The 17,557-nt window shown below is 38.0% G+C and carries 14 protein-coding genes; 8 read left to right on the plus strand and 6 right to left on the minus strand.

Annotated features, from left to right (window positions below; genetic code table 11):
- The first annotated feature begins 151 nt into the window (after positions 1–151).
- Positions 152–1,345 (plus strand): PDZ domain-containing protein, encoded by a 1,194-nt coding sequence (locus ACO1D1_RS09480; protein ID WP_423335732.1) that lies wholly within the window; start codon positions 152–154, stop codon positions 1,343–1,345.
- Between the two features lie 176 nt (positions 1,346–1,521).
- On the opposite strand, the gene ACO1D1_RS09485 is transcribed toward ACO1D1_RS09480, so the two are convergent.
- On the minus strand, positions 1,522–2,613 hold the full coding sequence (locus tag ACO1D1_RS09485) for a D-alanine--D-alanine ligase (RefSeq protein ID WP_423335733.1): 1,092 nt from the start codon (positions 2,611–2,613) through the stop codon (positions 1,522–1,524).
- A gap of 104 nt (positions 2,614–2,717) precedes the next feature.
- On the minus strand, positions 2,718–4,412 hold the full coding sequence (locus ACO1D1_RS09490; protein ID WP_423335734.1) for a sigma 54-interacting transcriptional regulator: 1,695 nt from the start codon (positions 4,410–4,412) through the stop codon (positions 2,718–2,720).
- 371 nt (positions 4,413–4,783) lie between these two features.
- Here ACO1D1_RS09490 and eno point away from each other — a divergent pair, with 371 nt between their 5' ends.
- From eno to ACO1D1_RS09510, 4 genes are all read left to right on the plus strand, one after another.
- A complete protein-coding gene (eno, locus tag ACO1D1_RS09495; protein WP_423335735.1) occupies positions 4,784–6,073 on the plus strand; it encodes a phosphopyruvate hydratase in 1,290 nt (429 codons plus the stop codon).
- Positions 6,074–6,330: 257 nt separating this feature from the next.
- Complete coding sequence (locus tag ACO1D1_RS09500) at positions 6,331–7,671, plus strand: MFS transporter (protein WP_423335736.1); 1,341 nt, start codon at positions 6,331–6,333, stop codon at positions 7,669–7,671.
- 222 nt (positions 7,672–7,893) lie between these two features.
- Complete coding sequence (locus tag ACO1D1_RS09505; protein ID WP_423335737.1) at positions 7,894–9,255, plus strand: glycerate kinase type-2 family protein; 1,362 nt, start codon at positions 7,894–7,896, stop codon at positions 9,253–9,255.
- Positions 9,256–9,307: 52 nt separating this feature from the next.
- On the plus strand, positions 9,308–10,339 hold the full coding sequence (locus ACO1D1_RS09510; RefSeq protein WP_423335738.1) for a glyceraldehyde-3-phosphate dehydrogenase: 1,032 nt from the start codon (positions 9,308–9,310) through the stop codon (positions 10,337–10,339).
- A gap of 166 nt (positions 10,340–10,505) precedes the next feature.
- Here ACO1D1_RS09510 and ACO1D1_RS09515 read toward each other — a convergent pair whose 3' ends face one another.
- A complete protein-coding gene (locus ACO1D1_RS09515) occupies positions 10,506–11,414 on the minus strand; it encodes an AraC family transcriptional regulator (protein ID WP_423335739.1) in 909 nt (302 codons plus the stop codon).
- 196 nt (positions 11,415–11,610) lie between these two features.
- On the opposite strand from ACO1D1_RS09515, the gene ACO1D1_RS09520 reads away from it, so the two are divergent.
- The 3 genes from ACO1D1_RS09520 to ACO1D1_RS09530 all read left to right on the plus strand — a co-directional run bounded on the left by ACO1D1_RS09520 (position 11,611) and on the right by ACO1D1_RS09530 (position 14,925).
- Positions 11,611–12,873: a Zn-dependent hydrolase gene (locus ACO1D1_RS09520; protein ID WP_423335740.1), complete on the plus strand. Its 1,263-nt coding sequence runs from the start codon at positions 11,611–11,613 to the stop codon at positions 12,871–12,873.
- Between the two features lie 9 nt (positions 12,874–12,882).
- Complete coding sequence (gene dpaL / locus ACO1D1_RS09525) at positions 12,883–14,121, plus strand: diaminopropionate ammonia-lyase (RefSeq protein ID WP_423335741.1); 1,239 nt, start codon at positions 12,883–12,885, stop codon at positions 14,119–14,121.
- A gap of 210 nt (positions 14,122–14,331) precedes the next feature.
- Positions 14,332–14,925, plus strand: a complete 594-nt coding sequence (locus tag ACO1D1_RS09530; protein ID WP_423335742.1) for an NADPH-dependent FMN reductase — start codon at positions 14,332–14,334, stop codon at positions 14,923–14,925.
- 42 nt (positions 14,926–14,967) lie between these two features.
- On the opposite strand, the gene ACO1D1_RS09535 is transcribed toward ACO1D1_RS09530, so the two are convergent.
- From ACO1D1_RS09535 to ACO1D1_RS09545, 3 genes are all read right to left on the minus strand, one after another.
- Positions 14,968–16,023 (minus strand): ABC transporter permease, encoded by a 1,056-nt coding sequence (locus tag ACO1D1_RS09535; RefSeq protein ID WP_423335743.1) that lies wholly within the window; start codon positions 16,021–16,023, stop codon positions 14,968–14,970.
- Complete coding sequence (locus ACO1D1_RS09540) at positions 16,020–16,745, minus strand: ABC transporter ATP-binding protein (protein ID WP_423335744.1); 726 nt, start codon at positions 16,743–16,745, stop codon at positions 16,020–16,022. The genes ACO1D1_RS09535 and ACO1D1_RS09540 overlap by 4 nt, the downstream gene beginning before the upstream one ends.
- A gap of 175 nt (positions 16,746–16,920) precedes the next feature.
- On the minus strand, positions 16,921–17,526 hold the full coding sequence (locus ACO1D1_RS09545) for a TetR/AcrR family transcriptional regulator (RefSeq protein ID WP_423335745.1): 606 nt from the start codon (positions 17,524–17,526) through the stop codon (positions 16,921–16,923).
- Positions 17,527–17,557: the final 31 nt, after the last annotated feature.

Consider the following 17,557-nt stretch of genomic DNA (forward strand, 5'->3'; position numbering starts at 1 on the left):
TTTTTAATGGCAGAAACTTAGTGTGATATATATTTTTGCCTTTTTCTAAAAACTAGCAATATGTTTTATCGCCCTAATTTGGTAAAATAATCTTTAAGGGACTTTTACATACTAGTTTACCAGAAATATTAATAGAGGCAGGTGGCAGGATATGGTACAAGTATGGCTTGTAGAGCTTTTAAAAGGGACAGGCAAGTTATTTCTTCATCCTGTTTTATACTATCTCGTTTTCCTTGCAGGAATATTAGGTGTGATGAGGGTAAAACGTGAGCGGAAAAATTTTCATATACGTGCGCATGATGCTTATTTTGAGCTTCGACAATTATTTCCACCGGGACTTCTGATTGGACTTGTGCTTTCTATAGTTGTGGTTGCTGCAGGGCTTACAGTTCCATTCACAGCTGTTCTTCTAATCGCAGGATTTACCTTAATTTGGTCACTGACAACCAATATTCGTTTGATGTCACCGGCATACACGGTTGGAGCTGCCTTTTTCACGATTATTTTAATTGCTCAAAATAATTTGTCGATTCCACTACTTTCTGGAGCCTTTGATTCGATTAGTGATAAGGTGTACCCTTCCGTTGTCGTTGTACTTGGCCTGCTATTGATAGCAGAAGGCATCCTTATTTTTAAGCATGGCAGTAAGGGGACTTCCCCTAAACTAACAAAAAGCAAACGAGGTCAAAGCGTTGGTGCCCATGAAGTAAAGCGGCTTTGGCTGCTGCCTTTATTCCTGCTGATACCCGGGGATGTACTGCAGCTGCCTTTTGATTGGTGGCCGGTTTTTCATTTGGGAGCGGAAAGCTATTCGCTGATCCTTGTTCCGATTGCAGTTGGTTTCCATCAGCAAATCAAAGGGATGCTTCCTGTCGAAGCGATTCAGCTGCACGGCCGGAGGGTCATTTTCCTAGGAGCATTCATCACGCTTATTTCCGTAGCCGGCTATTGGTATCCGCTTATTTCAATTGTGGCTGCCGCCCTCGCTGTCATCGGACGTGAATCATTAGCATTACTGGCCTATATGAAGGATGACAGTCGTCCGCCTTATTTTTCGAAAAGAAATCAAGGGGTCATGATCATTGGCATCATACCCGAATCACCCGCAAGTAAAATGGGACTGCAGGTTGGTGAGCTGATTACAAAGGCCAATGGCGTATTGGTTCATGATGAACATACCTTTTACGAGGCGCTGCAGAAGAATCGCGCCCATTGCAAACTCGAAGTCTATGATACCAAGGGAGAAATCCGCTTCGTCCAACGCGCCCTCTACGAAGGCGACCACCACGAACTCGGCGTCCTATTCGTCCAAGACCTGCACAAATATGAGGAAAAAATCGGATAATAAATGTTAGTGTGAATGTTAGGAAAGAATAGCTCGTTTCCTGCAACTAGCGCCAAAATAAAAACTCCCCAATTCTATTTGAATGGGGAGTTCTTTCATGGTTGAATATAAATCATTTTCCAGACTTTTTTTTGATAATAGTAAACAATCTATATGTTTGCAAAGGTTACATATTTTTAGTTTTGATCAACGGTTTGATATGCTTTCTTTTCATTAAAACGTTTTAACGCTAATTGAAGCAGTTCTTCAATTAAGTCTTTATAACTTAATCCGGTGTGTTCCCATAGAAGGGGATACATGCTAAATTGGGTAAAGCCAGGCATGGTGTTCAATTCATTGATATAGATTTCGTTTGAATCGGTTAAAAAGAAGTCGCACCTGCTTAGTCCGCTGCCATCTATCGCTTGATAGGCTATGACAGCATATTCCTGTATTTTTTTGCTGATTTCTTCGGGGATATCAGCAGGTATTTTCAATTGGACGGAATTGTTGATATATTTCTCGTCATAATCGTAAAAGTCTTGATCCTTCACGATCTCACCGACAACCGATGTCCGAATCTCATCGTTTCCGAGTATGGACAATTCTAACTCTCTTGCCTTAATTCCCTGCTCTACCAAAATTCTATGGTCATAACGAAGAGCTGCCTCGATTGCATCGAGTAATTCTTCCTTATTGCATGCTTTGGAAATGCCAAGGCTTGAACCCATGTTAGCAGGTTTCACAAACATCGGGTAGGCTAATGAACTTTCACAACGGGATAAGACGTTTTCAGGGCCATTCATCCATTCCCTTTTTTTAAAGGCAACGTATGAGACTTGAGGCAGTCCGACTTGTTGGAAAAGCTGTTTACTTACTAGCTTATCCATCCCGGCTGCACTTGCTAATACACCAGCCCCTACATAAGGTATATCCAAAACTTCAAATAATCCCTGAACCGTCCCGTCTTCTCCGTTTGGTCCATGTAACACTGGGAAAATAACAGCATTGTCTTCTTTTGAAATGGCAGGTGAAACACAAATTCCAAAAGAATGTTCACTTGCATTCTTTGACATTAATTTTTCTTTCCCCGCCTGTAATCTTAAGGCTTCTGAATGAGAAACAGGCCCATTTAATTGTGCCCCTTCAATCCATTCCCCTGATTTCGTTATATAAATGGGAATGACCTCGTGTCGTTCATAGTTTACTTCTTTTACAATCGAGAAGGCTGTAAGAATAGAAATATCATGTTCCGCACTTTTCCCGCCATAAATTAGAAAAACTTTCATCTCTCTATACCTCCAATATTTTCATGTCATGAAGCTGCTGTAAACAAGTGGTATTGTATCATAATTATGAATTTTTAAAGTAAATAATTATTCGAAGTAATAGGCTAGTAGATCTTTTCATTAAAATGAAATGTTTTATCTATTTTATATTTGTCCATTTTACGGTATAAAGTAGCCCTGCTTATCCCTAATTGTTTTGCAACATGATTCATTGAAGTCTGAGAATTTCCATAGGCATTAAGGGCAGCGATAATCGTCTCTTTTTCAACCTTATCTAAATTAAACTGACTACTTTCTTGGATATTGAATTTATGAATGATTCCATAAGGAAGATTATCTAATGTGACTTGAGATTTATCCGTTTTTAGTGCAACAATCGTACTAACCATATTTTGCAATTCTCTAATATTTCCTGGCCAATTGTAGGATAAAAAGGCGTTATAAAGCTTTTTACTAAACGATACCTTTTTTCCTTCCTTTTCATTATAGTAATTTAAAAATATGTTAGTTAAAGGAATGATATCACTTTTTCTTTTTCTTAAAGGAGGAATCGTAATGGCAGTAGATTCGATGGCGTAATAGAGATTTTCTCTGAACTCTCCTTTTGAAACTAAATGCTTTAAGTCTTTATTTGTCGAGATAATGAGTCTGGATTTTATTTTATTTCTAAAAATCAAATTCATCAATTTCCCTTGAAGACGCATGGACATATCACTTATTTCGTCAATAAACAAAGTACCTTCACTTGATTGATCAATCAAATTACTTTCTCCAAAAAGTTCTTCTTCCAAGCGATTTTCCAACGTACCGCTGCAGGATGCGGTAAAGAATGGTTTATTCTTTCTCAAACTTTCAGTATGAATGGCCTTTGCAAATATTTCTTTGCCCGTACCTGTTTCACCATATATTAGAATAATATTATCGGTGATGGATAATTTTTTACTCATATCCTTAGAGATAAGTAATTCTTTACTTGTACCAAATATATTTGAAAAATTGTAAACCTTATCTTCAGAAGTTTGATAAATTTCTTTCCCTAATTGCTCAATATCTTGGTGGATCAAAATATCTCCTAAGTATTTATGATCAAATACAATCGGATATAGCGTTCCGAAGACTCGAAATTTCCGCCGTCTTATCGTTATAACAAATACTTCCCAATCATCCTCTTTTGTTTCAAGTTTTCTAATTGAAAATTCATTAATTTTTTTTAAATAATTCAATTGGGTTAAATTGTTTCCTAATAACAATTCGGACTTTTTGTTTATATGCTGTAAATTTTGATTTGTGTCAAAAATGAAGACTCCTTGATTAATGAGGCCAACTAATGTGTTAAAAATTTGGAATTGATTATTAAAGGGCGATTCCTTTACTTTTCTAATAAATTTTTCATGGAGTAATTGTAAGAACTCCTCTATAAAACCATTAATAATGCCTGCCAAAGCTTCAACGTCCGTTTTGGTTAACTTACTACTTATCCGAATCACGCATAGAAAACAGTCTTCGTTTGTTTTTATCGGTTTGAGGATGTGGTGGTCATCAAAAAGCCATTGATGCGTTTTTGAACTTGAGGAGTATTTGTATACAATGGTATGTCTATTGTTATTGAGGGCATATTTACAAACCTCCACTTGTTCTAAGTCTGAAAGATTCATTGTTTTGTTCCATTTGTTTTCATAATAAATGGTTTGCTCAAGGATATTTAATATACAAATTTTCACACTAAAAAGACTTTCAATAATTTTTATTTGGCCGATGATTTCCGTTTTGTAAATGGTAAAAATAGAGCTCTTTATCATAAGTCCCTCCTGAAAATATCTCCGATTATACAATAGATAATCCTCAAAAAAACGTCTCAAAATGAGACAGTGTTCTCAAAATAACCAAGAAATAATAGTTGAAGCATGTATTTTTCCAATTGATTATCTTTATATTGATGGCCGATTGAAGTCGCTGTAATATGAACTCATCAAATAGTTATACAAAACCAATTAAAAAGGTTTGTATAAAATAAACTTCCATGGCCATGGAAAGGACTCTATAAAATTAAAATACTCAAAACTATTTGATTTGTAAAATAGAAGTTTTGGTTACCTTCATACAAATATAGGACTTTTTATAAAACCACTCAATCAAAGTAAATAAAAATGAATGACTAAAGGGGAGTTATATGATGAGTAAATTTATCATTACGAATATTGTAGCTAGAGAAATCATTGATTGCCGTTGGAACCCGACTGTTCAAGTTGATGTATACATTAACAATGAATTAAAGGGAAGCGGAAATGTTCCTTCTGGTCGTTCTACAGGATCGAACGAAGCGTTTGAATTAAGAGATGGTGAAAAGCGATATGGTGGAATGGGCGTTCAAAAGGCTGTATCGAATGTGAATAATATCATTGCCAAAGAACTCATTGGCATGGATGTAACCAATCAAAGAAAAATAGATGAGGTATTAATTAGTTTAGATGAATCGGCTAATAAGAAAAACCTCGGTGCGAATGCTTTAATGCCTGTTTCCCTGGCATGTGCTTATGCAGCGGCAAACAGTTTGAATTTGCCTTTATATAGATATTTAAATCCAAATGCACACATTCTTCCAGTTCCATTGTTTAACTTGCTCAATGGTGGAAAACTCACAAGTAATGATCTGGATTTCCAAGAATTTTGTATTTTCCCGACTGGAGCGGACAGCTTTAAACATGCACTTGAAATTGGCCGGGCAGTAAATGATGAATTGGCAAAAATTGTCTTAGAAAAATACGGGAAACTTGCATTGAACGTAGGTGATGAAGGCGGATTTGCCACACCAATAACAGATGTTTTTGAAGCAATGGAGGTCCTTTCAACAGCAGTCAACAACTCAGGATATGCCGATTTAATTGAATACGGTTTTGACTGCGCAGCTACACACTTATATGACAAGGAAAGAAAAGTCTATACCATCCAAGGAAAAGAATATGATGCAGACGGAATTGTGCAATTCTTTAGAGATTTGATGAAAACATATCCAATCGCTACAATTGAAGACCCAATGGATGAAGATGACGTTGAAGGATTCAGAAAAATCACACAAGAGCTGGGCATTCAGATTGTAGGGGATGACTTCTTCTGTACCAATCCTCGCATCATGAAACCAAAAATTGAAAAAGGCGGAGCAAATGCACTTCTCTGGAAGTTTAACCAAGTTGGTACACTCTCTGAAGCCATTGATGCTGCAAGCCTTGCATATCGAAGCGGTTATGGAGTAATGGTATCCGAAAGATCGGGAGAAACAGAGGATTCCGCCATTGCCGACTTAGTCGTAGCCTTAGACGCTGGCCAAATTAAAACTGGTGCTGGCGTACGTGGTGAGAGAACTGCTAAGTACAATCGCTTACTACAAATTGAAGAAGAACTAGGATCCTTGGCTAGATATGCAGGGAAAGAGTATAGAAATACGTACCGAGTTACCAAATAAGATCCCGCAATAATGGTTCCTAGCAGACTCACCAATAAGCATGAATCATCATGATTATATGTCTCAACCACACATATCAAATGTCGGCTGCTTACAATATATGCGTCAAGACTTTATTACCTTGATGAAGTGGGCAGCTGACATTTCTATATTAGAATTATCTGAAAATACTGTCAACCGTGTTTATTATTTGATTCAGATTGGAAGCGTTTTCGTATGATGAGGAGTGAAAATTTTAATTTAGGGAGGTAATTTTATTGAAAGATCAGAATGCTAATGTTCCTCGCCAAACTATCGAATCTGCTACGGTTAAAAAGGTTTTTACAAGGCTATTACCGTATCTAATCCTTTTATATATTGCTGCCTATATCAGCCGGGCGAATTTAGGCTATGCTGCTTTAGGAATGAATGATGATTTAGGAATTACTGCTCGGCAATTTGGTTTAATAGCAGGAATATTTTTTATTGGTTATTTTATATTTGAGGTCCCAAGTAACATGCTTTTACAAAAATTCGGTGCCCGCATCTGGATTGCCCGAATTCTTATTACCTGGGGCATTGTAGCGATGATTACTGGTTTTGCTCAGAGTGTTACTCATTTATATATATTACGTTTTTTGCTTGGTGTAGCCGAAGCTGGATTTTTTCCAGGCGTCCTTCTCTATTTAACTTACTGGTTTCAAGATAAAGATAAGGCAAAGGCCGTTTCACTATTCATGGTAGCGATTCCAATGTCTTACATGATCGGTGCTCCATTATCAGGATGGATTTTAGATCATATCCACTGGTTAGACTTCGCAAGCTGGCGCTGGATGTTCATCATTGAAGGGGCTCCGTCCGTTATCTTAGGAATTACGACTTTATTCATTTTGCCAAACGGTCCAAAAAATGTTAAGTGGTTGACAGAAGAGGAAAAGAATTGGTTATCCACGACATTGGAGAAAGAGAATGCAAATAAGGTGAAAGGTACTAAAGGCCATCTAACTAAGGATATTCTAGCTAATAAACAATTATGGGCTTTAGTATTAATCTATTTTGCGATTGAGATGGGTGAATATGGACTTGGGTATTGGGGGCCTCAAGTCATTGATAAAATGTCAGGGCATTTTTCTAATACTCAGGTGGGATTGATTACTGCCGCAACCTATATTTTAGGGGCTATTGTCATGGTTTATTGGGGGGCCCATTCTGATAAAACCCTCGAACGTAGAAATCATATCATATTACCTATGATTGTTTGTGCAGTGAGCATTGTAGCTATCGGGTATGTAACGAATACTTTAATGTCTGTTGTTATGTTAGCGGTTATCATTGCCGCAACCTATGCATTATTTGGGCCTTTTTGGGCACTTCCATCCGCATTTTTAACTGGCACTTCTGCTGCTGTCGGCCTCGCATTGATTAATTCATTTGGTAATCTTGCTGGTTTTGTCAGTCCATTTGTTATTGGTGCTGTTGCAGAATCTACAGGAAATATCTTGAATGGGTTTTATGCGATTGCCATTTTCATGGTTTTATCGATAGTAGTTATTATTTTTGGTTTTAAAGGTGTCGACAAGGGTATGCCTGCCAGATCAAATTCAAATATAAAAATGTAGGATGATAGGAGTTAAACGCCGGATTTTCCCTGTTACCGTTGATGGACGCCGGCATTTACTCCTATTTGCGAATTGATTGAAAATTAAAATTAACATTGAAGACTTAATTGGTTGTAGGTAATATAAATTCATCAAATAGTTTAACAGAAATAATTTTAAGAGGTTCTATAATATAGAATTCCATAGTCGCGGATTTTCAACTATAGAAGGGAGACGATCATAATGACCTATATAAAAAATAAAGATTCTATTTTAAGTCATGGAAATAAACAATTACGAAAAGATGCCATAGCCCTCATCGAACAATCATTAACCGATTGTGATCCTTATATACAAGTGAAAAAATTAGTTTCCATAGATAAAAATTTACTTAAGGTAGGAGAACTTCAATTTAATATGGATGAGATTGCAAACGTTTACGTGCTAGGAGCAGGAAAAGCATCATATCCAATCGTAAAAGCATTAGATGATATTTTAGGTGAAAAGATTACCAAAGGAGTTGTCACGTTAAAATATGGTCAGGAAGCTGACGGTTTAAAACATATCAAAGCCAATTTTGCCAACCATCCAACACCAGATGTGGCGGGTGTAAAAGCCTCAGAAGAAATTATGGAGATTGCCAAGAAGACGAAGGAAAGAGATATTGTTTTCTGCGGCATTACGGGGGGAAGTACCTCTCTCATGCCTATGCCTGTAGATGGGATAACAATTGATGAATTAACTGCTACCTACGATATTTTATTAAAATGCGGTGCGAATATTGTTGAGATGAATGCTGTCAGAAAGAAACTATGTAAAATCAAAGGTGGAAGGTTAGCCAAAAACATTCATAAAAAGGCTGAGATCATTAATTTAACTGTTTCTGATGTGATTGGGGACATGCTAGATTATATTACTTGTCCAACTGTACCTGACACTTCGACTCTTGATGACGCTAGAAATACTTTCACCAAGTATTCTCTGTGGGATAGAGTACCACCCTCGGTTGCAGCTTTTCTTCGAAATGCAACTGAACAAGATGAAACCCCTAAAGATTTATCTGATCATACTATTCATAATTTTATTTTGGTAAAAGGAGACGCTCCGTGTATTAGTGCAAAGAATAAGGCTGAAGAGTTAGGATATAACGCCATGATTCTCTCTACCATGTTAGAAGGAGAAAGCAAAGAGGTGGGAGGCCTATTCGCTGCCATTGGAAAAGAGGTTCTAGCTGCTAATCGTCCAATTGCAAGACCCTGTGTCATTATTGGGGGAGGAGAAACAACTGTAAAAATCACTGGAAAAGCTTCGGGGTCTGGTGGGCCAAATCAAGAATTCGCTCTTGCAGGAGCAACATGGATAGATGGCGGTGATGATATCTTAATTGCTGGAATTGATACAGATGGTACAGATGGACACTCTGATTTAGCAGGAGGAGTGGTAGACAACTGGACAATGAGCTTAGCGAGAGAAAAAAATATCAATGTTTTTGAGGCTCTGAATAAATTTGATACTTCACCCATTTTAAGAGACTTACAGGATGCCATCCATACTGGAGCTACTGGTACAAATGTTAACGACCTTAAATTAATGATAATAAAATAATACTCCTCTCTTCAAAGGAAATTCTAAATATCATTGTGAAAGAAGGGATAAGATGAAGGCAAGAACGGCAATTAATGGTTTTGGCAGAATTGGAAGGATGGTATTTAGAAAAGCAATCTGTAATGAAGAAATGGATGTCGTAGCCATTAATGCAAGTTATCCAGCAGAAACCCTTGCTCATTTAATAAAGTATGATACAAATCATGGGGAGTTTCGCGGCGAGGTCATACCTAATCAGGATTCGATTGTTGTTAATGGTAAAGTAGTGAAATTATTAAACAATAGGAATCCAGAGGATTTACCATGGGGAGAATTAGGGATTGATATTGTGATAGAAGCGACGGGTAAGTTTAATTCTCGTGAGAAAGCTGCTATGCATCTACATGCTGGAGCAAAGAAAGTCATTTTAACCGCACCAGGAAAAAATGCAGATATAACGATTGTAATGGGAGTAAATGAAAATGAATTAAATATGGATAAACATGATATTATTTCAAACGCTTCCTGTACAACGAATTGTTTAGCTCCTGTGGTAAAAGTACTGGATGAAAACTTTGGAATTGAAACGGGATTGATGACAACTGTACATGCCTATACAAATGATCAAAATAATATAGACAATCCCCATAAAGATTTAAGAAGGGCGCGTGCTTGCGGGCGATCGATTATCCCCACTTCAACAGGTGCTGCAAAGGCTTTAGCACTGGTATTACCACAATTAAAGGGCAAACTCCATGGTATGGCACTTCGTGTCCCAACAGCAAATGTTTCTTTAGTTGATTTAGTGGTGGATCTGAAAAAAGAAGTGACCATTGATGACATTAATAATGCTTTTTACCAAGCGGCAGACGGGGAACTGCAAGGAATATTAACTGTAACTGATGAACCATTAGTGTCAATTGATTTTAATACGAATGAGCATTCTGCTATTATTGATGGATTGTCCACAATGATGATTGGTTCTAATAAAGTAAAAGTCCTCGCTTGGTATGATAATGAATGGGGATATTCTTGTCGTGTCGTGGATTTAACTATGCAAGTTGCCAACGAATTGTTAGCGGTATCGATGCTCCAAACTAGGTAAGCAGCTATTTATACAAATATATGGTCAGGAGAAACTTTTAGGATCAATCAAAAAGGGAATCTACTTTAAAATAGGGCTGAAAGCGTTTAAATGAGCACAATACTTCAGATACTCCTTGTCACTTTATTTCAGGGGTAAATAGGAAGCATTGTGCTCATTTCACTTCTTAGTTGATAGAACTAGCCTCTTCATTCTGCATTTTATTTTTTTTGTATGCTAAGGGAGTCATGTTCATGGAATTTCTAAATTCTTTAATAAAATAGCTTGTACTATTAAAACCAACTTGATAAGCAACTTCAGTAATATTGCACTCACCTTGCTGCAGAAGAGATAAGCTCTTTTGAATTCGATAGTCTATCACATAATTTAATGGTGTACATTTTAAAAACCTCTTGAAATATCGACAGCATTCAGAGCGGCTCAACTGACCAGCCCTTGCAATATCCCCTAACAGAATTTTTTCTGCATAATGCTCGTGTATCCAACTTAACATTTGTTTCATTCTTTGACTCTTTACTATTTCTGTCTGAACATATTCTAGTTTAAAACCATTATCGATTAAGTTTTTCCAAATGAATGTCAGTTGCATGGTTATATCCATTTCATAATATGGGGACTTTTTCTCAATACATTGATAGATTGCTAAAATGGCATCTAAAATGTTTTTCCCCCAAATCTCATTTGCATCTACATATAAGTAAGGTAAATTAGTCGCTTGAATATAGGGCTTTACGTATGTAGTGTAGAGTTCTTGTGATAAAACAAAATAAGGAGAAAGATTTAAGCAGATGTAGACACAACCCAAATGATCTTTATCCTGTGCCATGTGCAGGCGTCCACTATTAATAAACAGTCCATCACCTTCTCGAACCACGATCCATTCCTCATTAACTTGAAAAATGGCTTCCCCTTTTACGATTAACACAAACTGAATTTCGTCATGCCAATGAAGAGGAATATAGCCATGTATATTTTGATTAATGGTGGTTTGATAACATGCAATCGGCATGACGACTGTATGATGTTTGGTTAGCTCTTTTAAATTTTCATCAATCATAAAGTTTTTCATTTGCATTGCTTACACCTCAATATTTTTATATTTTTATATTCAATAATAGTATTTTTCAAACAATTCTTAAATTATTATAATATTATAGTTACATTTGAAAAAATATGATTTATCAAAAATGTGCTTTAACACGCCTGTGTTTAAACAAATTTATTACCTGGTTGTTTCCAATCTACTTATTTTTTAAAAAGGGGAAATGAACATGACAGTTACTAATTTAAAGCTTTCAATCAATTCCGAACGCTTACTTAACCGCATTCAAGAACTCGGCCTAACCGGTCTGGATCCTGACAACAAGCGGACTAGATTAGCCGCTTCAGATGCAGATAAGGCTGGACGTGACCTATTAGTCACTTGGATGAAGGAAGCTGGATTGGAAGTTGAAATTGACAGAATCGGTAACATCTTTGGTATTTGGTATGGCACCGAATATAGGAATGAAGCACCAATTTTACTAGGTTCGCACATCGACACAGTCATTAACGCGGGTATGTACGACGGATGCTATGGAGTTCTTTCTGGGCTTGAAGTGATAACCACTTTGCAAGAGACAGGTTTTGTTCCTACTCGCCCAATTGCAGTCGCAGCATTCACCAATGAAGAGGGAGTGCGCTATCAGCCCGACATGATGGGGTCCCTCGTGTATGCTGGCGGGCTCTCAGTGGATGATGCGCTTAAATCGGTAGGAACAGATGGCACACTATTGGGCGAGGAACTGGAACGTATTGGATATGCTGGTACGAAGGAACCTGGCTTTTTAAAGCCGCATGTTTACATTGAGCTTCATGTTGAACAAGGTCCAATTCTTGATAAAATGGGTATTCCAATTGGTGCTGTTGAGAATCTTCAAGGCATATCTTGGCAGCGCATTACGGTTGAAGGTGTTGCCAATCACGCTGGTACTACACCAACTGATTTGCGGCGTGATGCAGGACTTGCGGCGGCACGGGTCATAACATATTTACGCGATCGTGCAAACGCTTCTAATGGGCAAACGGTTGCTACAGTTGGAACAATTGAATTTAAGCCAAATGCAGTGAATGTCATTCCATCTTTGGCTACATTCACTGTTGATTTACGTGATCCAAACGAACAGAGATTGCAAGAGGAAGAGCAGGCACTTGCAAACTATCTTAGAGGACTGGCGGCATCGGAAGAAGTAACCATTACAACTGAACAACTTGTACGTTTCCTGCCAGTCACTTTTGACGAAACAATAGTTCAATTGGTAGAGGAAGCCTCTAGCGGGCGCGGACTCGGGTCTAGACGAATGACATCCGGTGCTGGACATGATGCGCAAATGATGGCTCGCATTTGCCCGGCAGCTATGATTTTTGTTCCAAGTATTGATGGTATTAGTCATAATCCTAAGGAGTATACAAAAGATACTGACTTAACAGCTGGAACCAATGTTCTACTTGATGTCGTTAGCAACCTTGCGGGTAAGAATAAAACACTTTATTAAGGAGAAAAAATGAGAAATTTAATAGAAGCAAAAACAGATATTAAATATATTGTAAATGAAAATACAAGAAAAACAGATATTGAGAAAGCATCAGCAGCATTTATGAATAGTGAAGTAGTGGAAAAGGTAAGAAATTTTCATAAAAGCTTTCCAGAGTATAAAGTAACTCCACTTCAAAGCTTAGATGAGTTGTCTAAACAATTAGAGTTTGGCAATATATGGGTTAAAGATGAATCTTATCGATTTGGACTGAATGCTTTTAAAGTATTAGGCGGCTCCTATGCGGTTGGTAAATATCTAGCAGAAAAACTGAACGTCGATATTTCAGAGCTTTCTTTTGAAAAACTAAGAAGTAAAGAAGTAAAAGAGAAACTCGGTAGTATTACGTTTGTAACGGCAACGGATGGAAATCATGGAAGAGGAATTGCTTGGGCTGCAAACCAGCTGGGACAAAAATCAGTTGTATATATGCCAAAAGGGTCCTCGGAAATACGATTAAACAATATACAAAAAGAAGGAGCAGACGCTTCTATAACCGATTTAAATTATGATGATACAGTTAGGCTGGCAAGTCAGAAGGCTGAGGAAAATGGCTGGGTCTTGGTACAGGATACTGCCTGGGATGGATATGAAAAGATTCCAACCTGGATTATGCAGGGGTATGGAACGATCCTTGATGAAGCAGTGGAGCAGATTGCTAAAGCTGGTTTTGAACGGCCGACACATGTGTTTTTACAAGCTGGAGTGGGTTCTTTTGCTGGTAGTGTGCTTGGATATCTAGTAGAGAAATTTGGAGAGGATCGTCCGATGACAGTTATAGTCGAACCAGATAAAGCTGATTGTCTATACAAATCTATGAATATAGGTGATGGACAACCTCATTCAGTAACGGGAGCTTTGAACACGATTATGGCAGGTTTAGCATGCGGGGAACCAAGTACAACTTCTTGGGGTGTTTTAAAAGATTATGCTGAGATCTTTGTTTCTTGTCCAGATTATGTGGCAGCAAGGGGGATGCGAATTCTGGCAAATCCACTTGGCAATGACCCTCAAACTGTTTCAGGTGAATCTGGTGCAGTTGGATTAGGATTAGTTAGTTTATTGGCTGAAAATAACATGCTCAGTGAAATGAAAACGACATTGAAGCTAAATCAGGATTCAAAGATTCTTATTATCAGCACAGAAGGTGACACGGATCCGGATCATTACAGAAAAGTAGTATGGGATGGGGCATATCCATCTGTATAACTTATGACTAATTCGGTGCCTGACACCCTTTTTAAGATAACCACTAAGTCAAAAGGCTTTGTGGTTTTTTTATTGGGGAGATTCGGCTAGTTGAGTACGAAAAGTTTAATATGGTTGACAAAGGTGGAGCTATATTATATTATTATCTCGGAATTAAAATATTTTAATTCATAATATTTGAATTGGGAATTAAACAAGGTGGTGTTTGTAATGGGTTTATTAGATAAATTATTTGGAAAAACACATGAGGAGGAAACAAAAATGACAAAATTAAACATTGGAATTATTTTAGGAAGCACACGTCAAGGAAGAGTAAGTCCACAAGTAGGAGAATGGGTAAAAGGAATTGCTGACAAACGCGGAGACGCAAATTATGAAATCGTTGATATTGCAGATTTCAACCTGCCATTCTTAGGTACAACTGATGGTACAGAACCAGGAATTGCTAAATGGAATGAAAAGCTTGCTAGCTTAGATGGTTTCGTATTCGTTGTTCAAGAATACAACCACAGTATCACTGGCGCATTAAAAAATGCTCTTGATTTTGCTCGTGAAGCTTGGAATGACAAAGCTGCTGGTATTGTAAGCTATGGTTCAACAGGTGGTGCCCGTGCAGCTGAACATTTACGTGGAATCCTAGGTGAATTAAAGGTTGCTGACGTCCGCACACATCCTACATTATCTTTATTTACAGATTTTGAAAACGGAAGTGACTTCAAACCAGCTGAATTGCATCTAACAAATGTAAATGCAATGCTTGACGAAGTAGTGACATGGAGCGGAGCATTAAAAACAATTCGATAAAATAATAAAAGAGGGAATGCTTACCTGCATTCCCTCTTCATTTTATAAAGTGCGATATTTTTTCATCGAGAGAATATTCAGCACGATGAATATGGCAGCGAAAATGACTAATGCCATCAGGTCGCCGCTGATCTGACTAAAGCTTTCTCCTTTATACATAACGCCCTTTAGTGCGTCCCCTGCATAATACATTGGGAACACCTTCGCAACTTCCTGCAGCCAATTGGCCATCCCTTCAAGCGGGAAGATTCCGGCAAAAAATATTTGGGGAATGACTGCAATTGGGATAAATTGCATCATTTGAAATTCGGAAGCTGCAAATGTTGATAACAATATTCCTAATGATAAGGCGACCAGTGCTAATAGCAGATTGATCAAAAGGACATTCCATATCGAACCAACTAAAACAATATCTAAAACATTAATAGCATAAAAAACGACAATCACCGTTTGAATAACCGCAAATAGGCCATAGCCGGCCAAATAGGCCGTGACAATTTCCCCTCTGCGAATCGGGGTTGATAGTAATCGTTCCAATGTTCCCGTCGTCCGTTCGCGTAATAATCCAATTCCTGAAATGATAAAAACAAAGAAGAAGACGAAGAAACCTACTAAAATAGGGCTTAATACATCAAAAAACACCGTATCCTTATTTCCATACACATAGTTTGTTTCAATCTTTTTAGGCAACATGCCTGCCAATGCCGGATTTTGCTGGATGAGTTTTGATTGTGCCAGAGCTGAAACTGTTTGGTTAACTTTCGCTTGCAAGCCCTTTGCAGAACTTGGGTCATCATTCTGAAGTGTTAATGTCATTTGTCCATTTTCCTGTTGCAGCATCCCATTTAGAGCATCATTTACCACGGTACTTTTCGTTACGGTCTCATATTCTTTAATCTTTATATCTGCATCTTCAAAGGCTTTTACGAGATTGGAATCAACGCCCGCGACACCTAATTTCGGTGTAACGGTATTACCATTAAACAAAAAGTACATCAGGGTGAGAATCAATAGCGGTGCTACAAACATTAACGCCAGGGTTCTTTTATCACGAAGCATTTGCTGAATAATTCTTTTGATTAACGCTGTCGTTCTCATCCCTGCTTCACTCCCGCCTTTAAAAATACCTCATCAAAATTGTCAGTCTCGTAAAGCGTCTTTAATTCCTGCGGAGACCCGCTAGTTAATATACGGCCATCGCGAACCATCGCGACGTGGTCACATTTCTCCGCTTCATCCATGACGTGTGTGGTCACAATAATCGTTTTTTCTTCTTCTGTTTTTAGTCGTAAAAACTCTTTCCAGATGGACAGTTTTAATTCCGGGTCGATTCCGACGGTGGGCTCATCTAAAATTAGCACCTTTGGGTCTTGAATGAGGGCAATCGCCAGGGATAAGCGCCGTTTCATGCCCCCAGAGTAGGCAGATACGCGTTTCTTTAAGTCGTCCGTCAGGTTTACTAAACTGGCTACGTAAGCAATCCGCTTTTTCTGTTCGCTTTTACTTAACCTATAAAGAGATGCAAAAAACTTCAGATTTTCTTCCCCGGTTAACTCCACGTACAAGGCATCGGATTGCGCCATATAGCCGATTTCCTGCAGCAAACCGAGATTCGGCATCTTTTGATCCAACACATGAATCGTGCCCGTATCCGTTTTTTCCATGCCGACAATCATTTTGACAAGCGTCGTTTTACCGGCGCCAGAAGGCCCAATTAACCCGAATAATTGACCCTTTGGTATGGTTAGGTTTACTTCATTCAAAACGGGTTTTTTCCCAAAGCTTTTATTGACTTCCACCACCTGAATGGTTGGATTCATTTGAAAACCCCCTCTAATTCGTGCCGTTAATGAACAGCGTGTTGACCATCTCTATACGATAATATTAAGATGGTCCGCGATGAATTACAATGAACAATATAGTGAAAAGTGTTCATTGTTTCTCTGTGCAACAAAATAGAAAGTGTTGAATGACCTTACCGCATCCATTTTATTTTTATTTTTTTAACCCTGCTACATATCCAGGTCCTAATAGGGTCATTTTCGCAAGTATTAAGGTCATTTCTCGAGGTGATTTTTCCATACCGCCTTGCAGCCAATGTTGAATAACGCCAAGATGCGCTGCGCTTACATAGGAAATTAAAAAATCCATTGGAACCAGCATTTCTTCTGTATTTATTTCATCTGCTACTTTTTCTAAAAAAGTTTGTTTAATCAATTCTTTCAGTCTCATTTGAAATGAAGCGTCCCCTTTGGGACCTAGGATAACCTTCAAAAAATAGGAATGTTCTTTGAAGCATTCAAACAATTTAATAAGTATGGGGAATGGTTCATCATGACTTGTATAGTTAACAGCATCCATTGGATTAATTTCGTTAACAATCTTATTGATGCCGGTTAGAATCGCTTCTTCACTCTGCTCTAGCAAATCGTATTTATCCCGATAATGCAAATAGAAGGTTCCACGGTTAATTTGAGCCTTTTCCGTTAAATTGCGGACGGTAACCCCTTCGAAGCCCCTTTCCTCCATAATCTCTGTGAGTGCGTCACGAATCATCCTTTTTGTGCGGATTACCCGTTTGTCGATTACATTTTCGGACACATGTATCCCTCCTAATATCTCAGCAGTGATG

Source organism: Neobacillus sp. 19, from assembly GCF_049463095.1.
Taxonomy (GTDB): Bacteria; Bacillota; Bacilli; order Bacillales; family Cytobacillaceae; genus Neobacillus.